The sequence below is a fragment of the Pseudomonas sp. TWI628 genome, assembly GCF_039673865.1.
GTDB lineage: Bacteria > Pseudomonadota > Gammaproteobacteria > Pseudomonadales > Pseudomonadaceae > Aquipseudomonas.
Genome location: NZ_JBDJMM010000028.1, coordinates 66,152 through 88,322, shown reverse-complemented (window position 1 = coordinate 88,322; position 22,171 = coordinate 66,152). Strand labels below are relative to the sequence as shown.

Below are 22,171 nucleotides of genomic sequence, written 5' to 3'. Positions count from 1 at the left end.
ATTTGCGGTTCTGTACGGAGATCGGTTCATCAGGCCGACCTGGTGAAAATCAGGGCCTGCCTAACGGCAGGCCGTTACCGGCCCGCACACAAAAAATCTGACAGTCCCCATCGCGAGCAAGCTCGCTCCTACATTTGTTGCAACGTGGCCATGCCTGTGAGGCCATGGTTGTCAGCCCTGTTGGCATGACGGGATATTGAGATGGGCATTGATGCCGCCTCACCTGACTCCAGACAGGCACCAAGGCGGGCAACGCCGCTCTGTCAGACATGGCCACGTTGCAACAAATGTAGGAGCGAGCTTGCTCGCGATGCGCCGCGCGGGCGGCGCTCGATCTCATAGGCGCTGAACCTGTCATGGCGGACACCTGCAAGCCATTACACAGCCCTCCCGCCCAAAATCACGCCCCCTCCGGCAACTTCATATGCCGCGCATACCAAGGCCTGCGCGGCGTACGCCGCAGCAGCTCACCAACATCCCGCTCACCACTGAAGGCAATGCGCAACGCCAGCTTCATCGCCTCCACCTCCATCTCCCCCGCCCCGCCCCCGGCATCGGAAATCCCCCCGCAGCCATGGGTCATCGGCCCAAGCCACGGGTCGCCAACCTGCACCCAGCGGCCCGGCGCAAACCACGACACCCCATTGACCTCGCGACGCTGCACCTCCCCCGGGTGGGCGCGCTCGTGAGCGCGAAACCAATCCTCGATGCGGTCGTCGATCCAGCCATGGAAGCGCCAGAACACCGGGTTGACGTGTGACGAGAACGGGTCGCCGAGGAAGTCGTTTTCCTCACGGAACCAGCGCGCCGCATAGTCCGTCTGGTTGCGATCGCCCATCACCGGCGCGCCGTTGGACGGGTCGCGGGTGACGGTCGCCCAGCGCATATGCAGCCAGTCGTGGATGTTCAGTTCCACTTCCGAACCGAACTGCCCCAGGGTCAGGCGGCTGAGGTAGTCCGGGTCCTGGTACTGCGACTCCCAGACCTGGAAGTTGCTGAAAAACGTCTCCGCCGCCTTGATGCCATGCAGCCACTGGCTCAGTGCTTCATCATTGGCCGCGACCCAGGCCGGCGGCACCGAGTTGCCGTCATGGTTTTCCTGGTAGCGGATGAACCCCAGCCGGTCGTACTCCAGCTGCGGTGACGGCAGCGGCAATTGCGTCCAGTTCGGCAGGTCAGGTTGCAGGCCGCGGGCGTGCCCCAGCATGTGCCGGTGCATGAAGAAGAAGTCCTCACCGGAGCCATTGAGGTGCTTGCGCCGCCCACGTGCGCCGCGCTCGGCGTCACGCGGGCCGGGTTGCCAGCCGGCCCCGCGCAGGGCATCGCGCTTGCCATCGTCGAGGCGATGCCACTTGTCCCGGGTGGCATGCCACACCTGGTGGAACAGGCGGTGCTCAGGGGAGTTCAGCCAGGTCATCAGCGCTGGCGCCAGCGGCGTGACCTGACGGGCCTCTGGGAAAGCGCGCTTGCTGGCGACGAAGTGGTTGTCCGGCTCAGGGCTCAGCAATGGCCGGTCGATGCGGCGGATGCGCCCGGTCAAGCTACCCGCGCCAGCGTTGCCCCAGGACGCCCAGACTTCATCGAGGGTTGCTTCCAGTTCATGGCTCGGCGCTGATGCCCCGGCCGGCACCAGGCGCCAGCGGACCTTGCCGGCATCGGCAGCGACCAGCTCGCCGAGCACCCGGTAGCGCGGTTGATCATTGCCGCGCAGGCGGTCCGCCACGTCGATGAAGCCGCGCAGCGAGCGGCCCGTCGGGCCGACATCGAGCAGCATCTGCACGCCCTGTAGCGCCAAGCCGTCCAGGCCGGCCTCGGCACCACTGAAGCGCAGGTCCCAGATGCCGCGCAGCGTGTCGGCGATGCGCACGCCCGTCCCTGCGGCGGCCGTTACCGTGGCTTCGCCGGGGGTCTCGACCTCGTCTTTCTTGAGTTGTTCATCATGGTCGCGCGGCTGGCGCGCATACCACGCTGCCGAGCCCGCCGCCCCGGCCACCGCCAGCCCCACCATGAACCCACGCCTGGAAAACCTCATCGCCACATCCGTATCCGTGTCAGCCACGCCTATCGAGCTAGAACGAGACGCCGCCCGGCAAATTTACCGGCAGCACGCCGCTAAATTTCCCGCTGTCGCGCTCGTCCCTCCGTGACAGGCAAGCCCCGTGATCGCGGCTGCCGCAACCGCATCGACCCTGCAACCAACGGGATGGCAATGAACACGACACGCTTGCGCAAGGCCCCCTACCTCGCTGCCCTGGCGCTGATCCTCGCGCTCGCGGGCGCCGCGGCCTGGTACTTCTTCATGTACCTGCCGGCTGGCTACCCGCGCGAGGTGATGAAACATGCCGAAGAACTCCAAGAGCGCATCCTCTCCTTCGACAGCCACATCACCGTGCCGCTGAACTTCGGCACCGAAGGCAAGGAAGCCGACAAGGATGGCAGCGGCCAGTTCGACCTGGTCAAGGCCGGCCGCGGTCGCCTCTCGGGCGCGGCGCTGACGATTTTCGGCTGGCCGGAAATCTGGAATGGCCCGAACGCCCCCCATCGCCCGACCGCCGCCTTCGTCGACGAAGCGCGCCAGCAACAGGAGATGCGCTACAAGATCCTCACCGGCATGGTTCGCGACTACCCCAACCAGGTCGCCATCGCCTACACCCCCGCCGACTTCCGTCGCCTGCACGGCGAAGGCAAGTTCGCGATCTTCCTCAGCATGCTCAATGCCTACCCGCTGGGCCACGACCTCAATGCCCTGGACACCTGGGCCGCACGCGGCATGCGCATGTTCGGCTTCAGCTACGTGGGCAACAACGCCTGGGCCGACTCCTCGCGCCCGCTGCCGTTCCTCAACGACACCCCCGACGCCCTCGGCGGCCTGTCGCCGCTGGGCGAGCAGGCCGTCGGCCGGCTCAACGACCTGGGGGTGATCATCGACGTGTCGCAGATGTCCACCCTGGCCGTGGAAGACGTTGCTCGCCTCAGCCGGGCGCCGATGGTCGCCTCCCACTCGGCACCGCGTGCGCTGGTGGACATCCCGCGCAACCTCAGCGACCACGAGCTGCAGGCAATCAAGCACAGCGGCGGTGTGGTGCAGGTGGTGGGCTTCCCGGCCTACCTCAAGCCCCTGAGCCAGGGCACCGTGGACAAGCTCAATGCCCTGCGCAAGCGCTTCGACCTGCAACCGCTGAACGGCCTGGCCAACGCCCTGATGCCGGGTGACGCGATCATTTCCATCTGGCCCGAGAAGAAGTTCGGCGAGTACGCCAGCGCGCTGTACGCCATCCTCGACGAAGAACCCCGCGCCACGGTCAAGGACATGGTCGACGCCATCGACTACACCGTGCGCAAGATCGGTATCGACCATGTCGGCATCGCCTCCGACTTCAACGACGGTGGCGGCGTCACCGGCTGGATGAACGTTGGCGAGTCGCGCAATGTCACCGCCGAGCTGATCCAGCGCGGTTACTCCGACGCCGACATCGCCAAGCTGTGGGGTGGCAACTTCCTGCGGGTGTGGGAAGAAGTACAGCGCCTGGCCAAACCAGGTGCCAACACCCAGGCGGAGCGCGGCTGATGAACGACCGTCGCAGCTTTCTCAAACGGGCTGGCCTACTTGCCGCGGCACTCCCCCTGACTGGCAGTCTGGCTCAGACCGCACTGGCAGCCACGCCGGTGGCAAAAACCGGCCAGAACAAATGGCAGGCCCTGCGCCAGCAGTTCGACCTGGACCCGGCCTACCTGCACTTCTGCAATTTCCTGCTCGCCTCCCACCCCCGTGTGGTCAGCGAGGCCATCGCCCGCTTCCGCGCACGGCTGGACCAGAACCCGGGCGAAATGGTCGACTGGGACCGCGAGGAGCTCTGGGGCTATGAAGATGAAGTGCGCGCCTGGGCCGGCCGCTACTTCGGCGTGCAGCCGGGCCAGGTGGCCCTGACCGGTAGCACCACTGAAGGTTTGTCGATGATCTATGGCGGCCTGCAGGTGGCGCCGGGCAAGGAGATTTTGGTCAGTGCCCACGAGCACTACTCCACCAATACCCGCCTTACCTACCGCGAGCGGCTGATGGGCACCCAGGTGCGCCGCGTGACGCTGTTCAAGGAGCCGCAGCTGGCCTCGGTGGACGAAATGCTCGGCAATATCCGTCAGGCCATCCGCCCGCAAACCCGCGTGCTCGGCATGACCTGGGTGCAGTCTGGCAGCGGCGTCAAGCTGCCGATCCGCGAAGTCGGCGAACTGGTGAAAACACTCAACCTGGGCCGTGACGAGCAGGACCAGATCATCTACGTGGTCGACGGCGTGCATGGCTTCGGTATCGAGGATGTGAACTTTGCCGACTTCAACTGCGACTACTTCATCGCCGGCACCCACAAATGGCTGTTCGGCCCACGCGGAACCGGCGTGATCATCGCCCGCGAAGCCAAGCCCCAGCCCTACCTGGTGCCCAGCCTGCCGACCTTCACCAAGGGTGAGAACTTCGGCACCTTGATGACCCCGGGTGGCTACCACGCCTTCGACCATCGCCTGGCACTGGGCAAGGCATTCGAACTGCACCTGCAACTGGGCAAGGCCGATGTCCAGGCCCGCGTGCACCAGCTCAACGACTACCTCAAGCAGCGCCTCGCCGAGCACCCCAAGGTGCGGCTGGTGACGCCGCGCAGCAGCCAGCTCTCCGCCGGCTTCACCTTCTTCCGCGTCGAAGGCCGCGACTGCGACGCCGTCGCCCGCCACCTGATGGCCAACAAGGTGATCAGCGACGCCGTCGACCGTGACGTCGGCCCGGTGGTGCGCCTGGCCCCGAGCCTGCTCAACGACGAAGCCGAGATCGACCGGGTGATGGCCATTCTCGCCCCGCAACTCGCCTGACCTTTTGCCTTTGAAGAGAACCGCCATGCACATGTTCAAACCCCTGGCCCTGGTGGCCGCCCTGCTCGCCAGCGCCCCGGCCTTTGCCGCCGACGCACACACACCCGGCAAAACGTTCAAGGACTGCAAGGATTGCCCGCAGATGGTCGTGCTGCCTGCCGGCAGTTTCACCATGGGCGTGCCCGACGACGAAGTCGGCCGCCAGCCGGACGAAGGCCCGATGCACACCGTGACCTTCGCCAAACCCTTCGCCATCAGCCAGTTCCAGGTGCAGGCCAAACAGTTGCAGGCCTGGCAGCGCGACGCCAAGGTCACCCTCCCCGACGGCGACGACCGCCCAGGCCGCCGCTGCAGCAACGGCAAGCCCAGCTACCCGCAAGGCCCCGAGCAACCGGCAGTGTGCATCAGCTATGACGAGGTGAAGGCCTACGTCGCCTGGCTGTCGAAAAAGACCGGCAAGCACTACCGCATGCTCAGCGAAGCCGAGCGCGAATATGGCGCTCGCGCAGGCTCCAGTGGCCCGTTCCCGTTCCCCTTCGATGAAGGCAAGGAATACAGCATCGCCCAGCACGCCAACACCTACGGCGCCGCCGACGGCTACAACTACACCTCGCCCGCCGGCAGCTTCCCGGCCAACGCCTTTGGCCTGTATGACATGCACGGCAACGTCTACGAATGGGTTGCCGACTGCCGGCACGACAGCTATGTCGGCGCCCCCACCGATGGCAGCGCGTGGATGGAAGCAAGCTGCGAATACAACCACATCCGCGGCAACGACTACAGCGAAGCCCCGGTGTTCTCCCGCTCCGGCAACCGCAACTACCGCGAACCTTATGTGCGCGGCGACTGGCTGGGCTTCCGGGTAGCCCGCGAGCTCTGATCGCCCCCTCTGCGCGCTACCTGACTGGCCCGGGCGCACGGCCCGGGCCGGCTAAATCACAGCCCCCCTCACACGTCTTTTCACTGGGCAACCCGCCCACACGGTGCTCGCCGCGCGCAGCGCCAGAACCGCATCCGCGTACCCACCAGGAACTCACCATGAACCGATCGACCCCTGGCGCACTCCGCGAACTCCTCGGCCTGCTCAAGCCTTACCGACTGATCGTCGCCCTGGCCGTCGTGCTGGGGATCGTCGGCGGCCTGTGCATCACCTTGCTGCTCGCCAACATCAACAACCTGCTGCATGCCCCCGGCGCCATCACCTGGGGCGTGGTGCTGGCGTTCGCCGGTATCTGCCTGCTTGCCCTGTGCGCCTCCATCGCCTCGGACATCGGCACCAACTATGTCGGCCAGCATGTGATCGCCAGGCTGCGCCGCGACCTCGGTGAAAAGGTGCTCAGCGCCCCCATCGAGCAGATCGAGCGCTACCGCAGCCACCGCCTGATCCCGGTGCTGACCCACGACGTCGACACCATCAGCGACTTCGCCTTCGCCTTTGCGCCGCTGGCCATTTCCCTGTCGGTGACCCTGGGTTGCCTGGGCTACCTGGCCCAGTTGTCCTGGCCGATGTTTCTGATCACCGCCTGCGCCATCCTGATCGGCACCGCCGTGCAGTACATCGCCCGCGTGCGCGGCATCCGCGGCTTCCATGCCGCCCGCGAGGCGGAAGACGAAATGCAGCGGCACTACAGCGGCGTCGCGTCCGGGGCCAAGGAGCTGCGCATCAGCCGCCCGCGTCGCCAGCGCATGTTCGACGAGCGCATCAGCCGCACCGCCAATTTCATCCGCGACACCCATATCCGCTCGATCAACATCTTCGTGGTTGCCAAGAGCCTCGGCTCGATGCTGTTCTTCGTGGTCATCGGCCTGGTGCTGGCCCTGCAACAGGCCGAACTGATCACCGACCCCAAGGTCACCAGCGGCTTCGTGCTGGTGCTGCTGTTCATGAAAGGGCCGCTGGAACACCTGGTCTCGACCCTGCCCATCGTCAGCCGCGCACAAATCGCCTTCCGCCGCATTGCCGAGCTGTCGACCCAGTTCTCGTCGCCCGAGCCGCACCTGTTGCTCGACGCCCCTGAAGTCCCTGACCGGCAGATTCGCAGCCTCGAACTGCGCAATGTGCGCTTTGCCTTTCCGCCGGTGGACGGTGCCGCGCCGTTTGCCCTGGGGCCGATCAACCTGCGCGTCGAGCAGGGTGACATCCTGTTCATCGTCGGCGAGAACGGCTGCGGCAAGACCACGCTGATCAAGTTGCTGCTGGGCCTGTACGCCCCCCATGAAGGCGAGATCGTGCTCGACGGCGAAGCTGTCACCGCCAGCAACCGCGACGACTACCGCCAGCTGTTCACCACGGTGTTCGCCGACTACTACCTGTTCGATGACCTGCTGCAGGACGGCCAGGCCTTGCCCGAGGACGCCGGCAAGTACCTGCAGCGGCTGGAGATCGCCCACAAGGTGCAGATCCGCGATGGCGCCTTCACCACCACCGACCTGTCCACCGGCCAGCGCAAGCGCCTGGCGCTGGTCAACGCCTGGCTGGAAAAACGCCCGGTGCTGGTGTTCGACGAATGGGCCGCCGACCAGGACCCGACCTTCCGGCGCATTTTCTACACCGAACTGCTGCCGGAACTGAAGCGCCTGGGCAAGACCATCATCGTCATCAGCCACGACGATCGCTACTTCGACGTGGCCGACCACCTGCTGCGTCTGCGCGACGGCAAACGGGTGGAAGAACCAATCACAGCATTTTCACATTGATTTTTCCGGTTCTGGGGAGCCGGCACGTTACATAAATGCAAATAAAACTCATAAGTAATCTATCTGCTAACACTGAGTATCCGCATGACCATTACCACGCTTTCGCCGCTCGCCCGGGCGGTTCGCAGGAAAACCCTGGCCATCCTCCCTCCGTCGCTGCTGGCCTGTGCGCTGGCAGCCTCCATGGCAGCGCACGCCGAGCCGGTCGCGCTGGATATTCCTTCGCAAGGGCTGGTGGGGGCACTCAACACCCTGGCCAAGCAGGCCAATCTGCAGTTGCTGTATAGCCCGGACGCGGTGCACAACACCCCGGCGCCTGCGGTCAAGGGCAACATGGAGCCAGAACAGGCCCTGCGCCTGCTGCTGCGCGACAGCGGCCTGACCTACCAGCTCGATGGCCACACCATCACCCTGAGCGGGCCGGCTGATGCTTCCGCCCTGAACCTGGACCCGGTGAACATCTCCGGGCGCCAGTTCGATGCCACCACCGAGGACTCGGGGAGCTACACGTCCAACGCGGTGACCATCGGCAAGGGCACCCACCGCCTCAAGGACATCCCGCAGTCGGTCAGCGTGGTCACCCGCAAGGCGATGGACGACCAGCGCCTCGACACCCTCGATCAGGTGCTGGAAAAGACCACCGGCATCACCACCTACCAGAGCCCGTCCGGCGGCAAGTACATCTACTCGCGCGGCTTCGAGGTGGAGACCATCCAGTACGACGGCGTGCCGCTGGACCGCCGCTACTACGGCATCGGCAGCAGCTTCACCTCCGATACCCTGCTGTACGATCGCGTCGAAATCCTGCGCGGTGCCAACGGCCTGCTGCAGGGCAGCGGCAACCCGGGAGCGGCGATCAACCTGGTGCGCAAACGCCCCAAGGCCGAGCCGTCCCTGTCGATCACCGCCAGCGCCGGCTCGTGGGACACCTATCGCCAGACCATCGACGCCAGCGGCCCGCTGACCGCCGATGGCCGGCTGCGCGGGCGCCTGGTCGCCGGCCATGAAGACCGCGACTACTTCTACGACACGGCAGAAAGCCGCAAGAATGTGCTGTACGGGATTCTCGAGTACGACCTCAACGATTCCACCACGGTCGCCGCTGGCGCCAGTGTCGAAGACCTGCACTCGACGCCATTCTTCGGTGGCCTGCCACGCAACAAGGACGGCAGTGCCGTCAATGTGGGCCGCTCCACCTACGTCGGTGCCGACTGGAACAAGTGGAACAACAAGCAAACCACCTACTTCGCCGACATCACCCATGATTTCAACGAAGACTGGCGCCTGAAAGCCTCCGGCAGCTATATCCGCGAGACCAACGACATTCTCTACAGCTTCGGCCGTGGCGCCGTCGACCCGGCCACCGGTAACGGCATGCAGTCACGGGCCTATCTGTACGATTTCGAGAACATCAACAAGGGTGCCGACATCAACCTGACCGGCAAGTGGCGCGCCTTTGACCTTGAGCATGAAGTGGTGGTGGGTGCCAACGCCAGCGACCTGCGCACCGACGACCTGCAGGGCGGTATGCTCAACCTCGGCGCGATCAACATCTACGACCCGGTCTCGCCGCGCGAACCGACCATGGAGGAACTGCTGGGTACCGACTATGCCGGCACCTCCAAAGCCAAGATCCGCCAGAATGGTGTCTATGGCGTAGTGCGCTACAAGCTGGCCGAACCGCTGACCCTGGTGCTCGGCGCGCGCGTCAGCAATTACCAGTACGACTATGCCCTGCACCGTTTCAAGACAGACTCGCCACTCCCCGCACAGTCGAAGGAAACCGGCGAAGTCACGCCCTACGGCGGCTTGATCTACGCATTGAACGAGCAGTGGTCTGCCTATGTCAGCTATACCGACATCTTCAAGCCGCAGACCGAAATGACCGAAAGCTCCACCATGCTCAAACCCATCGAAGGCACCAACTACGAGATCGGGCTTAAAGGTGAGCTGCTCGACGGGCGCGTCAATACCAGCTTCGCGATCTTCCGCGTGAACCAGGAAAACCGCGCGCAGTACCAGTACAACACCCCATGCGGAGAAGCAGGCAAAGATAATTGCTACGTGGATGGGGGCAAAGTTCGCTCCGAAGGCTTCGACGCAGAAATCAGCGGTGAGGTGCTGGCCGGCCTGCAACTGTTCGCTGGCTACACCTACACCTCGACCAAGTTCCTCAACGACCCGGGGGACGGCCTTTCGGAGTCTGGCGCTGCCTTCAACAGCTATACGCCACGGCACATGCTGCGCTTCTGGGGTGACTACAACCTGCCAGGCGAGCTGAACCAGTGGACCGTAGGCGCCGGCGCCAGCATCCAGAGCAAGAACCACAACATCAACCAGGGTGGTACTGGCGGTGTCGGTGACATCGAGCAGCCTGGCTACGCCATCTGGAATGCCCGCTTGGCCTATCAGTTCAACAAGAACTACAGCGTCGCCCTCAACGGCAACAACTTGTTCGACAAGAAGTACTACTCCTCCATCGGCTGGCTGAACACAAACAACCAGTACGGTGAACCGCGCAACTACACCGTGACCCTCAGAGCCGACTTCTGAGGCTGATTGAGAAAGCCCGCTTCGGCGGGCTTTTTTGTGTGTGATGGAGATGGGGTGGGGTTTTGGGGGGTTCCCCGTGGGGGGTGTTCGCCTAACGGGGGGCCGCGCCTGTGAGATCGAGCGCCGCGCGGGCGGCGCTCGATCTCACAGGCCCCACACAACCCAAGCCAGGCACAATCAAACCTCGAATACCGCCTCCAGACGCTCGACGCCGACACCAAGCAGTTGCTCGGCCAGCGCCTCGATCAGCTGCGCATCTTGCGGCAGGTCGAAATGACCGCGGTCGCTGGTCAGGTGCCGCAACGCTGTACCGTAGTGTTCATCAAGGCTCGCCTGCGCCGTCGCCTCACGCCCTGCCGCCCACCAGCAGGTCGGTTTCACCCGAGTGCCTGGCAGCCCCTTCATGGCCATCGCCACCCGATCCAGTTGCAGCGTGGCCCGCACCAAAGCCACCCGCTCGCCGATGGCAAGTTTGGCCAGCAACGGCGCCGACAGGTTGCCCAGCAGGGCTGCCATTGGCTCACCGATCAACAGTTGCTCATCCTTTTCAGGCCCCTGCCATCCATTGCACAGGGCTCGGCTGGCGCCCTCGTCGGCACCCAGCGCCAACAGCAGGCCGAGCAAGCGCTCGTCCCAATGCTGCTGTTGATCGGCCTGCGGCAAGTAACTGTCCAGCAACCCGACGAAGGCCACCACCTGCCCCTGCGCCTCCAGCTCGCGCGCCACCTGCAACGCCAAGGCGCCACCCAGCGACCAGCCGAGCAGGCAGTACGGCCCCTGCGGCTGTACGGCGCGGATGTAATCGCAGTAGTCGACCGCCATGGACTCGACATCCGCGTCGACCCAGGCCGCATTGAACAGCATCCGGCACTGGATGCCGTGCACCGCCCACTGCGGCTGCAGCCGCCTGGCCAGCGGCAGGTAATCGAACACCGAGCCATGCACGCCGTGCAGGCAGAACAGCGGTGTGGCGCCTGGCGCCGGGGTATTGAGCAAGAGCATCGGGGCCTGGCTGGCAGTGCTTTGCAGGCGCCCGAGCAACTCGCCGATACGCGGCGTGGTCATCAGATCGCGCAGGGTCATGGTGAAGCCGTCCGGCGCCGCCACTCGCACCCGACGCACCAGTTCCATGGCCAGCAGCGAGTTGCCGCCCAGTTCGAAGAAGCTGTCATCCAGCCCGACCTCTTCCACCTCCAGCAGCTCGCCCCAGAGCTTCGCCAGGCTCACCTCCAACGGGGTGACCGGCGCCCGATAATGCTCGGAGCGGTCCAGCGCGGGGGCTGGCAAGGCATGCCGGTCGAGCTTGCCGTTGGGGTTCAGTGGCATGGCCGGCAACACCAGCAGGTGCGCAGGCACCATGTACTCCGGCAGGGCCTGGCGAAGCCGAGCGAGCACCTGGCCGCGCAACGCGGCATCCCACTGCAACCCCGGCGCCAGCACCAGGTAGGCCACCAGGCGCGAACCACGCCCTTCGCCCGCCACGGCGACCACCGCTTCGCGCACTTGCTCCATGCCCATCAGGCACGATTCCACCTCGCCCAGTTCGATGCGGAAACCGCGCACCTTGACCTGGTGATCAACCCGGCCAAGGTACTCGACCACGCCATCATGGCGCAGGCGCACCAGGTCGCCGGTTCGATAAAGGCGGCCGCCCGGCGGGCCGAACGGGTCGGCGACGAAACGCTCGGCAGTCAGGCCCGGGCGCTGGTGATAACCACGCGCCAGCCCTTCACCGCCGATATACAGCTCGCCCGGCACACCTGCGGGCAAGGGTTGCAGGTCGCTGCCCAGCACATAGGCTGAACGCGCACCGACCGGCGTGCCCACCGGCATGTACTGCGCATCGAATCCGCTGCCCAGGTGGACCGCCCACAGCAACGGCGTGATCACCGTCTCGGTCGGGCCATAGCCATTGATGATGCGCGGTGTGCGCAGCACCTGCTGGATCTGCTCGAAGGTGGCGCGGCTGGTGCCTTCGCCGCCCACGGTGTAGGAGCGGATGGGCAGGTCTGCCCCCGCCTCGCCCAGGTGCTCGGCCAACTGCTGCAGGTAGCTTGGGGTGAAGCAGGTGATGGTGATGCCATGCTCGGCAATCTCGCGTGCGCTGCGCTCGACATCCCAGGCATCGTTGTCGCGCAGCATCAGCATCGAACCGGAAACCAGCGGCACCAGCCAGCGCTCGTGGGCGCCGTCAAAGTTGATCGAGGCGAACTGCAGCTCGCGGTCCTCTGGGGTCATGCCGTAGCGTTCGGCAATGGCCAGGCAGTGCATCGCCAGCGGGCCATGGGTGACCGCCACGCCCTTCGGCCGGCCAGTGGAGCCGGAGGTGTAGATCAGATAGGCCAGGTTGTCCGCCGCCACCGGGTAATCGGCATCGTGCGCCGGGTAGCCTTGCAGCTCGGCGCCATCCGCGCTGACCGGCAACACCTCAACGCTAGCCGGCAGCGGCAGTTCGGCCAGCAAATGCGGCTGGGCCAGCACCAAGGCCACGCCGCTGTCCTCGATCATGTAGCGCAACCGCTCGCTCGGGTGGGTCGGGTCCAGCGGCACATAGGCACCGCCAGCCTTGAGCACGGCCAGCAACGCGACCAGCATTTCGACCGAGCGTTCCAGCGCGATCCCCACGCGTACCTCAGGGCCTACGCCCGCCTCGTGCAGGCGCGCAGCCAGCCGGTTGGCCCACTGGTTGAGTTGCTGGTAATCAAGCGGCCTACCCGCCACGACCAGGGCCGGGGCAGTCGGGCGCAACTGCGCCTGTTGCTGGATCAGGCCATGCACGGTGCGCATCTCGGCCGGCTGGCCGAGGCCGGGGTTCAATTCCACCAGCTGCCAATGGCGCTCGTCTTCGCTGAGCATGCACAACTCGGCAATCGGTTGGTCAGGCTCGGTACTCATGCGCCGCAAGAGGTTCTGCCAGTGCGCGAACATCTTCTCGGCGGTAGTTGTATCGAACAGGTCAGTGGCGTAAGTCAGGCTGGCACTGAGCTGGCCGCCATGCTCCTGGGTATCCAGCGCCAGGTCGAACTTGGCCCGCGAGATCGGTGCCGGCAGCAGGCTCAGCGACAGGCCGGCAAGCGCCGTGGCGCCCAGGCCATCGCCCAGCACCTGGTGGTTGAACATGACCTGGAACAGCGGGTTGTGGCTGAGGTCGCGGTGCGCCACCAGGCTATCGACCAGCGCTTCGAACGGCAGGTCCTGGTTGGCCTGGGCGGCGAGCAGGGTGGTGCGTGTGTGCTGCAGCAACTGCACGGTGCTCAGGCCATCTTCAAGCCGGCCGCGCAACACCAGGGTGTTGACGAAGAAGCCGGTCAGTGGCTCCACCTCCGGCCGGTTGCGCCCCGCCGAAGGCATGCCCACGCACACATCGCTCTGGCCGCTGTAGCGACGCAGCAGCAGCTGGAACGACGCCAGCAGCACCATCGACAACGTGCAGCCGTGCGCCTGTGCCAGGGCGACGAGGCGCTGGCGCAGCGGCGCGTCGATCGTGCCGGTCACTGCCTGGCCACGATGGCTAGGTACCGCTGGGCGTGGCCGGTCGGTGGGCAGTTCCAGTACCGCAGGGGCATTGCTCAGTTGCTCGGTCCAATAGGCCAGTTGTCGCGGCCCCTCGCCTGCCTCAAGTAGTTGGCGCTGCCAGGCAGCGAAGTCGGCGTACTGGATGGCCAACGCCGGGAGCTCGGCCTCGCGGCCTTCGCAGGCTGCCTGATAGAACTGGATCAGCTCGGCGATCATGACCTGCATTGACCAGCCATCGGAGACGATGTGGTGCTGGGTCATGACCAACACCCGGTCCGCCGCGCCGATTTCCAGCAGCAGCACCCGCAGCAACGGGCCACGCTGCAGGTCGAAAGGCCGCACCACTTCACGGCTCACCGCCTCGGCAATGGCCTGGTCGTCGGCACCCGGCAAGGCCACGCGTTCGATCGCCACCGGGCCTGCAGCGTGGATGCGCTGCCGGGGCTCCCCTTCACTTGCCTCGAAGGTGGTGCGCAGCGGCGGGTGCCGCGCCACCAGCACATCGAAGCTGCTCTGCAGGGCAGCAATGTCCAGCGTGCCTTCAAGGCGCAGCGCTGCCGGCATGTTGTAGGCGGCACTCTGCGGGTCCAGCTGCCAGAGGAACCACTGGCGCTGCTGGGCATGGGAAAGGCGCGGCACGTCACCTTCAGCCAGCGCCACGATGGGCAGCCGGCCCGGGTCGATGCCTTTCTCCAGCAGGCGCTTGAACAGGGCCACGCGCTTGTCGTGAGCCAGCCCGCTGATCCGCTGGACCAGCTCATTGCCCTGTTGGGTCCCTTGCTTAAACATCCAGTGCCTCCAGTTCGTCGAGGGCGTCGAAGATCGCGTCGTAGTCGTGTTGCGCCGGGCTGGCGTTACCTGCCACCAGGGTGGCCAGGGCGCCGAGGTTGTCGGCCAGGTAGGCGTCCTGCATCGCAAGCTCGATGGCGAACTCGGTCTTGATCCGCGAAACCAGGCGCACCAGCAGCAGCGAATGCCCGCCCAGTTCGAAGAAGTTGTCGTTGAGGCCGACCCGCTCGACCTGCAGCAGGTCCTGCCAGAGGGCCGCCAGGCGTTGCTCCAGTTCGCTTTGCGGCGCCAGGTACGCGTGCCGCGACTGACCCAGCTCAGGCTGCGGTAGCGCCTTGCGATCGAGCTTGCCGTTGGGCGACAGCGGCATGCGTTCGAGCAGCACCCACTGACTTGGCACCATGTAGTCCGGCAGTACCGTCGCCAGGTGTGCCTTGATTGCCGCCAGGCTGTCGGCCCGCTCGGCTACCAGGTACGCCACCAGTTGGCCCTCGGCGGCCACCACCACCGCCTCCCGCACGGTGTGTTGTTCCAGCAGGCGCGCTTCGATTTCGCCCAGTTCTATGCGCAGGCCGCGGATCTTCACCTGATGGTCGATGCGCCCGGCATACTCGATCACCCCGTCCTCGCGCTGGCGCGCCAGGTCGCCGGTGCGGTACAGCCGCTGGCCAGTACCGAACGGGCTGGTGACGAAGCGTTCAGCCGTAAGCGACGGGCGACGGTGGTAACCCCGGGCCAGGCCGATGCCACCCAGGTACAGCTCGCCGGTCACGCCAGGGCTGACCGGGTTCAGTTCGCCGTCCAGCACGTAGGTTTGCAGGTTGGCGATCGGCTGGCCGATCGGCACCGCATCCTTGCCTTCCTCGACGCAGGTCCAGTGGGTGACGTCGATGGCCGCTTCGGTCGGGCCGTACAGGTTGTACAGGCCGCTCTGCGGCAGCAGCGCCAGGGTCTGGCGTTGCAGCTCCACCGGCAGTGCTTCGCCAGAGCAGATGATCCGCTGCAACGAGGTACAACGGGCGGCGTTCTCGTCACTGACGAAGGCCTGCAGCATCGACGGCACGAAGTGCAGCGTGCTGATCTGCTCGCGGGTGATCAGCGCGGCCAGGCGCGCCGGATCGCGGTGGTCACCCGGCAGCGCCATGACCAGGCGTGCGCCTTCCATCAACGGCCAGAAGAACTCCCACACCGACACGTCGAAGCTGAACGGCGTCTTCTGCAACACGCTGTCATCGGCAGTGAGCGGGTAGGCTTCCTGCATCCAGGCCAGGCGGTTGTGCAAGGCGACGTGGCGGTTGCCGGCGCCCTTGGGCTTACCGGTGGAGCCAGAGGTGTAGATGACGTAGGCGAGGTTTTCCGGGTGCAGAGGTACAGCCGGGTTGTGCGCCGGCAGGCCGCTCCAGGCCTCGGCCCGATCCAGATCGAGCACCGTCAGCCCTGCCGGGATCGGCAGGCCCTCACGCAAGTGCGACTGAGTCAGCAGTAAGGCGATGCCGCTGTCCTCGAACATGTAGGCCAGGCGGTCCTGCGGGTAGTCCGGGTCCAGCGGCACATAAGCGCCACCGGCCTTGAGGATCGCCAGCAGGCCGATGACCATTTCCACCGAACGCTCGGCGGCGATGCCCACCAGCACGTCAGGGCCCACGCCCATGCCGCGCAGATACTGAGCCAGGCGGTTGGCCTCGGCATTGAGTTCGGCGTAGTTCAGGGTGCGTTCGGCGAAGGTCAGCGCCGGCGCCTGCGGCTGATGAACGACTTGCTGTTCGAACAACTGATGCACATACGGCGTGCCTGGGTAGTCACGCGCCGTGGCATTCCAGTCCTTCACGATTCGCGAATGAGCCGCTGCATCGACCAACCCGAAGCTGCCCAGCAAGGCTTGCGGCGCACTGGCGAAGCCTTGCAGCAGATGACGCAGCTCGGCTGCAATCTGCTGCACCTGCGCATGGCCGAAGACCTGACGCTGATAGGCGAAGGTCAGCTGCATCTGATCCCGCGCTTCGGCAATCAGAGTCAGCGGGTAGCCGCTGTATTCCTGATAATCCAGGCCGGACAAACGCAACCCGGCAGTGCTGTCCGACAGGCTCTGGGCCAGCGGATAGTTCTCGAACACCAGCAGGCTGTCGAACAGCGCCTCGCCATGGCGCCCCGCTGCTGCCTGGATAGCGTACAGCGGCAGGTATTCGTACTCGCGCAGGCGCAGGTTGAGCGCCTGCACCTCGCGCACCCAGTCGGCCACCGCCATCTGCCCTTGCGGCTCGGCGGCCACTGGCAGGGTATTGATGAACAAGCCCAGTTGCTGCTCGATACCCGGCAACTCCGCCGGGCGCCCGGACACGGTGGCACCGAAACAGGGCCGACGCTGACCGGTGCGGCGCTGCAACAGCAGCGCCCAGGCGGCCTGCAGCACGCTGTTGAGGGTGACTTGCTGGGCCTGGGCAAAGTGCTTCAGGGCCTGGCTCAATGCCTCACCCAACTCGAGCACCACCGCGCCCTGCCCGGATTCGTCGGCATTGCGTGTACCGCCGAGCAGGGTCGGCCCATCCAGGTCGAGCAGCTGGGCTTTCCAGAACGCATCAGCACCCGGGCGATCCTGCTGCTGCAACCAGCCGAGGTAGTCACTGCGGCCGGCCTGCGTCAGCGCGGCAGGCTGCCCCGAGTAGGCCTGCATCACAGCCGCGAACAGCAACGAATTGCTCCAGCCGTCCATGAGAATGTGATGGCTGGTATAGATCAGGTGATGGCGCTGCGGCCCTGTGCGCACCAGCACCAGGCGCAGCAACGGCGCTTGGCCGAGGTCGAAGGCGCGTGCCTGCTCGGCTTGCGCCAGTGCTTCGAGGCGTGTGTCGATATCGGCCTGGCCTGCCCAGTCGAAGCGTTCGACCGGCAGCTCGACATGGCGCATCACCACCTGGCGTGGCGCTTCCAGGCCCTGCTCCCAGACAAAGCCGGCGCGCAGCGACTCATGCTGGTCCATCGCCTGCTGCCAGGCCTGGATGAACCGCTCCGGGTCGAGGCCGTCGAAGTTCAGGCGCAGGCGGTTGACGTAGCTGCTGGCCTGGCCGTCGTACAGGCTGTGGAACAGCATGCCTTCCTGCATCGGTGCCAACGGGTAGATGTTTTCGACCTGGCGCAGGTCGACCGGCAGCGCATCCAGCTGCGCCTGAGCCAGGCCCGCCAGCGGGAAGTCGGCCGGCGTGGCACCGCCGGCCTGGCCGTCGAGGCAATGGGCGACCAGCGCCGCCAGCTCACGGGCGTAGTCGTCAGCCAGGCCGGCGATCACCGGCTCGTCGAACATGGCGTGGCTGAAGGTAAAGCCCAGTTCCAGTTCACCGCCCAGCACCTGGCCGTTGACGCTCAGCCAGTTACCCAACGGCGCATCGGCTGCCTGGGTGGCGCCAACGCTTTCCAGGGCGGGGGCGAACAGCCGGTCTTCGCCAAAGCCCTGATCGAACTGGCCGAGGTAGTTGAAGGTCACCCGCGCTTGCGGCAGCGCCTGCAATGCCGCCTGCTGCGCCGGGCTGCCGAGGTAACGCAGCACGCCATGGCCGATGCCGCGCGCGGGCACGCCACGCAACTGCTCCTTGATCGCCTTGAGCGAGCCGCCCAGGTCGTCGGTTGGGGTCAGCGCCACCGGGAACAGGCTGGTGAACCACCCCACCGTGCGGCTCAGGTCCACGCCGTCGAACAGGTCTTCGCGGCCGTGGCCTTCCAGCTGGACCAGCGCACTGCCCTGCCCGGTCCAACGGCACAGCACCCGCGCCAGGGCGGTCAGCAGCAGGTCATTGACCTGCGTGCGATAGGCCGCGGGTGCCTGCTGCAGCAGGTTCTGCGTGGTGTCGGCAGCCAGCCGGCAACGCACGGTGCGGGCGTGACGCACCTGCAGCCCGGCGTCGCCGCGTGCCGCCGGCAGGTCGCCGGCCTGCCCTGCGAGCGTCGCCTGCCAGTAGGCCAGTTCTGCATCGCGCTCCGGCGCCTGGGCCCAGCCCACCAGGCGCTCGGCCCAGGCCTTGAATGCCGTGCCCTTTTCCGCCAGTGCGGGTGCACGCCCGGCCAGCAGGGCGAGGCAGGCCTGCTCCAGGTCTTCCAGCAGCACCCGCCAGGACACACCGTCGACCACCAGGTGATGCATCACCAGCAACAGGCGCTGCCCACCTTCGGCAAGGTCGCACAGCACGGCGCGCAGCAGCGGCCCCTGCGCAAGATCGAGGCTGCCCTGCGCCTCTTCGGCGATGGCCTGCAGTTGCGCGGCATCGGCCGCCTGGCGATGCCAGAGCATTCCACCTGGCACGCCAGTACGGTGCTCGGCCTGCCAGTTGCCGTCCACCTGATCGAAGGCCAGCCGCAAAGCGTCATGTTGGTTGACCAGCAGCACCAGGGCCTGTTCGACGATGTTCGCCGTCAGCGCCTGGCGTGGCTGCAGCATGACCGCCTGGTTGTAATGCCCAGGCCGATCCAGGGCCAGCGCGAAGAAGCGCGCCTGCACCGGCAACAGCGGCATGGCACCGCTGACCTGCGCAACCGCGGCAGGCTTGGCCACTGCCGTGGTCACTTTGGCGACCTGGGCCAGTTGGGCGATGGTCTGCTTCTCGAACAACTGACGCGGGCTCAGCTTGATGCCCTGGCGCTTGGCCCTGGCGATGATCTGCAGGCTGAGGATGGAGTCGCCGCCAAGCTCGAAGAAGTTGTCCTCGACGCCAATGTCCTCACGCTTGAGCACCGCCTGCCAGATGGCCAGCAACTGCTCCTCCAGCGGCGTGCTGGCGGCGACATGGCGCTTGAGCTGCACCTGCGGCTGCGGCAGCGCACGGCGGTCCAGCTTGCCGTTGGCGGTCAGCGGCAGGCGCTCCAGCAACAGCAGATGGGCCGGTACCAGGTAGTCCGGCAACAGCGCCTGCAACTGCTCGCGCAGGGCCTTCACGCTCAGCGCGGGGTTGCCCGGCACGCACCAGCCGACCAGTTGCAACTGCGCCGGGTCATCACCTTGCGGGACGGCCAGCACCACTGCGTCATGCACGCCGGCCAGGCCACGCAGCACGCGGCCGACTTCCCCTGGCTCGACACGATAACCACGGATTTTCATCTGGTCGTCGGCACGCCCAAGGAAGTGCAGCAAGCCTGCGTTGTCGCGCTGCACGCGGTCTCCGCTGCGGTACAGGCGCGTGCCCGGTGCGCCGAACGGGTCGGGCACGAAACGCTCGGCGGTCAGTGCCGCCTGGCCCAGGTAGCCTTGCGCCAGGCTGTCACCGCCGATGTACAACTCGCCGGCGACGCGCGCGGGCACCACGTTGAGCACATCGTCCAGCACCCGTACGCGGGCCCCTGGCAGCGCCGCGCCCAACGGCATCGCCTGCGGCACTGCACCTTGCAGTTCGTGGGTCAGCACGCCGACCGTGGTTTCGCTGGGGCCGTAGTGGTTGATGAAGCGGCAGCCCGGCTTGAGCTCGCGCACTTTCTGGTACAGCGCGGGTGAGCAGGCCTCACCGCCGACGATCAGGGCATGTTCGGGCAGCACGTCGGCGGCATTGGCGGCTTGCAGCAGGCCGTTGAGGTGGCTGGGGACGATTTTCAGTACACCGATACGCTGCTCGGCCATGTAGGCGGCGAAAGCGTCCGGGTCGAAGCCCAGCGCCTCCGGCAGCACATGCAGGGTGCGCCCGGAGCACAAGGCGCCGAACAGCACCGTGTGGCCAAGGTCGGCGGCGATGGTCGAGACCAGCGCCATGCTCGCGTCCGTGGCCAGGTCCAGGCGTTGCAGCAGGCCGTCGACATAGCTGGCCAGCGCGCCATGGCTGACCACTACCCCCTTCGGCTGGCCGGTGGAACCGGAGGTGTGGATCACGTAGGCCGGCGCACCTGCCAGTATCCCGGTGTGGGGCGCCTTAGCCGGCAACGAGGCCCAGCGCGCGGGTTCATAGGGCTGCACCTGGCAAGCAGACGATGCCAACGCCTGCTGGCGCGGCTCGGTTGCATCGCACAGCAGCACCTGCGCGCCGCTGCGCTGCAGCATGCCTTGCAGGCGCTCGGTCGGTGCCTTGATGTCCAGCGGCATGTACACGCCACCCGCCTTGAGGATGCCCAGCAGGCACACCAGCCAGTCCAGCGAGCGCTCCATCAGCACCGCCACTGGCGCGCCAGCGGTGACACCCAGGTCGCACAGATGACGGGCCAGGCGATTGGCCTGGCTGTCCAGCTCGGCATGGCTCAGGCGCTGTGCGGCGCAGACCGCAGCCACTGCGTCGGGCTGGCGGCGCACGTGTTCGTCCCAGCGCTGCAGGACCAGGGCCGGCTGCGCACGGTGGCTGGCAACCTCTGCGGCAGGCGCCTTGACCAGGCTATGCAGCGGCGCATCGGGCGCGGCCAGCAGCGTCTCGAACAGCTCACGCAACGCCGCGATGAACCCTTCGATGGTGGAACGCCGGTAGAGATCGCTGGCGTAGGTTATCTCGCCGTGCACCAGGCTGCCGTCGTCGGTGATGTCCAGGGCGAGGTCGAAGTGGGTGCCTTCCTTGCGCAGCGGATACTCGCTGACGGCCAGCCCCGGCAGTTGTAGCGCGGTCTGCTTCTGCACGCCGACGTTCTGGTTGAACTTGGCCTGGAACAGCGGGTTGTGGCCAAGGCTGCGCTCGGGCGCGAGCACTTCCACCAGTTGCTCGAACGGCAGCTCCTGATTGGCCTGGGCGGCGAAGGTCGCCTCACGCACCCGCACCAGCAGTTCACTCAGCGACAGGCGCTCGTCGATCACGCAGCGCAGCACCTGGGTGTTGATGAAGAAGCCGATCAGCCCTTCCACCTCCTCGCGCCCGCGGTTGGCGTTGGGCACGCCGATACGGATATCGCGCTGGCCGGAATGGCGCGATAGGAACAGTGCGTAGCCTGTCAGCATCAGCATGAACAGCGTCACACCCTGGGCCCGGGCGGTGTCACGCAGGCGCTGTGACAACGGCCCGCCAAAGTTGAACTTGAGGGTCTGGCCTTGCAGGCTCTGCACCGGCGGGCGAGGGAAATCGGCCGCCACGTCGAGCAACGGGTGTTCTTCGCCCAACTGCTCGCGCCAGTGCTGCAACTGCCGCTCACCCTCGCCCGCTTCCAGCCAGCGGCGCTGCCACACAGCGTAGTCGGCATATTGCAGCGGCAGCGCTGGCAGGCTCTGGGCATCTGCCTGGTAGCACTGGACGAACTCGCGAACCATCACATCCATCGACCAGCCATCTGAGACGATGTGGTGCATGCACACCACCAGCACATGTTCCTCCTGGCTCAGACGGAACAGGCTGGCACGCAGCAGCGGGCCATTGAGCAGGTCGAACGGGCGAGCGACCTCGTCTTCTACCTGTCGGGCCAGCTCCACCTCGTCAGCCGTGCCAAGGTCAACGTGCCGCAAGGCCAGGGGCTCGGCCTCCAGCACCCGTTGCAGCGGCTGTTCGCCATCGACCTGGAACACGGTGCGCAGCGCTTCGTGGCGCTCGATCAGGGCGTCGAACGCGCCCTGCAAGCGGCCTTGGTCCAGGTCGCCGCGCAAGCGCAGGCCGGCGGCCATGTTGTAGGCCGCGCTCTGCGGGTCGAGTTGCCAGAGGAATAGCAGCCGCTGCTGGGCGTAGGACAGCGGAATCGCCTCAAGGCCCTGGCGGCTGACCGGGATTGGCAGCAGGCTGAAGTCCTTGCCATCCTGGCGCAGCTTGGCAAGGAACTGACGGCGTTGTTCGAGCGGCAACCCGATGAACTTCTCGGCGATACGCAGCGTCGTGTTGCGGGTCAT

At 66.2% G+C, this 22,171-nt stretch carries 8 protein-coding genes; 5 read left to right on the top strand and 3 right to left on the bottom strand.

Annotated features, from left to right (window positions below):
• Positions 1 to 400: 400 nt before the first annotated feature.
• Positions 401 to 2,032 carry a twin-arginine translocation signal domain-containing protein gene (locus tag ABE528_RS21080; RefSeq protein WP_346653977.1) on the bottom strand — a complete coding sequence of 544 codons (1,632 nt, stop codon included), beginning with the start codon at positions 2,030 to 2,032 and terminating at the stop codon, positions 401 to 403.
• 177 nt (positions 2,033 to 2,209) lie between these two features.
• Between ABE528_RS21080 and pvdM the strand changes: the two genes are divergently transcribed.
• The 5 genes from pvdM (at position 2,210) to ABE528_RS21055 (ending at position 10,107) form a co-directional block, all read left to right on the top strand.
• On the top strand, positions 2,210 to 3,568 hold the full coding sequence (gene pvdM / locus ABE528_RS21075) for a pyoverdine-tailoring dipeptidase-like protein PvdM (protein WP_346653976.1): 1,359 nt from the start codon (positions 2,210 to 2,212) through the stop codon (positions 3,566 to 3,568).
• Positions 3,568 to 4,857, top strand: coding sequence for a pyoverdine-tailoring periplasmic protein PvdN (pvdN, locus tag ABE528_RS21070; RefSeq protein WP_346653975.1), 1,290 nt, complete (start codon positions 3,568 to 3,570; stop codon positions 4,855 to 4,857). Before pvdM ends, pvdN begins: the two co-directional genes overlap by 1 nt.
• Positions 4,858 to 4,882: 25 nt before the next feature.
• Positions 4,883 to 5,737: a formylglycine-generating enzyme family protein gene (locus ABE528_RS21065; RefSeq protein ID WP_152959174.1), complete on the top strand. Its 855-nt coding sequence runs from the start codon at positions 4,883 to 4,885 to the stop codon at positions 5,735 to 5,737.
• A gap of 158 nt (positions 5,738 to 5,895) precedes the next feature.
• Complete coding sequence (locus ABE528_RS21060) at positions 5,896 to 7,554, top strand: cyclic peptide export ABC transporter (protein WP_346653974.1); 1,659 nt, start codon at positions 5,896 to 5,898, stop codon at positions 7,552 to 7,554.
• Positions 7,555 to 7,638: 84 nt separating this feature from the next.
• Positions 7,639 to 10,107: a TonB-dependent siderophore receptor gene (locus tag ABE528_RS21055; protein WP_346653973.1), complete on the top strand. Its 2,469-nt coding sequence runs from the start codon at positions 7,639 to 7,641 to the stop codon at positions 10,105 to 10,107.
• Between the two features lie 177 nt (positions 10,108 to 10,284).
• On the opposite strand, the gene ABE528_RS21050 is transcribed toward ABE528_RS21055, so the two are convergent.
• Both ABE528_RS21050 and ABE528_RS21045 read right to left on the bottom strand, forming a co-directional pair.
• Positions 10,285 to 14,412 (bottom strand): amino acid adenylation domain-containing protein, encoded by a 4,128-nt coding sequence (locus ABE528_RS21050; protein WP_346653972.1) that lies wholly within the window; start codon positions 14,410 to 14,412, stop codon positions 10,285 to 10,287.
• Positions 14,405 to 22,171, bottom strand: coding sequence for an amino acid adenylation domain-containing protein (locus ABE528_RS21045; protein ID WP_346653971.1), 7,767 nt, complete (start codon positions 22,169 to 22,171; stop codon positions 14,405 to 14,407). Before ABE528_RS21045 ends, ABE528_RS21050 begins: the two co-directional genes overlap by 8 nt.

Excerpts from the sequence above, each read along its gene's own strand:
- pvdN (WP_346653975.1), top strand. The coding sequence starts at position 3,568 with ATGAACGACCGTCGCAGCTTTCTCAAACGGGCTGGCCTACTTGCCGCG.
- ABE528_RS21080 (WP_346653977.1), bottom strand. The coding sequence starts at position 2,032 with ATGAGGTTTTCCAGGCGTGGGTTCATGGTGGGGCTGGCGGTGGCCGGG.
- ABE528_RS21065 (WP_152959174.1), top strand. The coding sequence starts at position 4,883 with ATGCACATGTTCAAACCCCTGGCCCTGGTGGCCGCCCTGCTCGCCAGC.
- ABE528_RS21060 (WP_346653974.1), top strand. The coding sequence starts at position 5,896 with ATGAACCGATCGACCCCTGGCGCACTCCGCGAACTCCTCGGCCTGCTC.
- ABE528_RS21055 (WP_346653973.1), top strand. The coding sequence starts at position 7,639 with ATGACCATTACCACGCTTTCGCCGCTCGCCCGGGCGGTTCGCAGGAAA.
- ABE528_RS21045 (WP_346653971.1), bottom strand. The coding sequence starts at position 22,171 with ATGACCCGCAACACGACGCTGCGTATCGCCGAGAAGTTCATCGGGTTG.
- pvdM (WP_346653976.1), top strand. The coding sequence starts at position 2,210 with ATGAACACGACACGCTTGCGCAAGGCCCCCTACCTCGCTGCCCTGGCG.
- ABE528_RS21050 (WP_346653972.1), bottom strand. The coding sequence starts at position 14,412 with ATGTTTAAGCAAGGGACCCAACAGGGCAATGAGCTGGTCCAGCGGATC.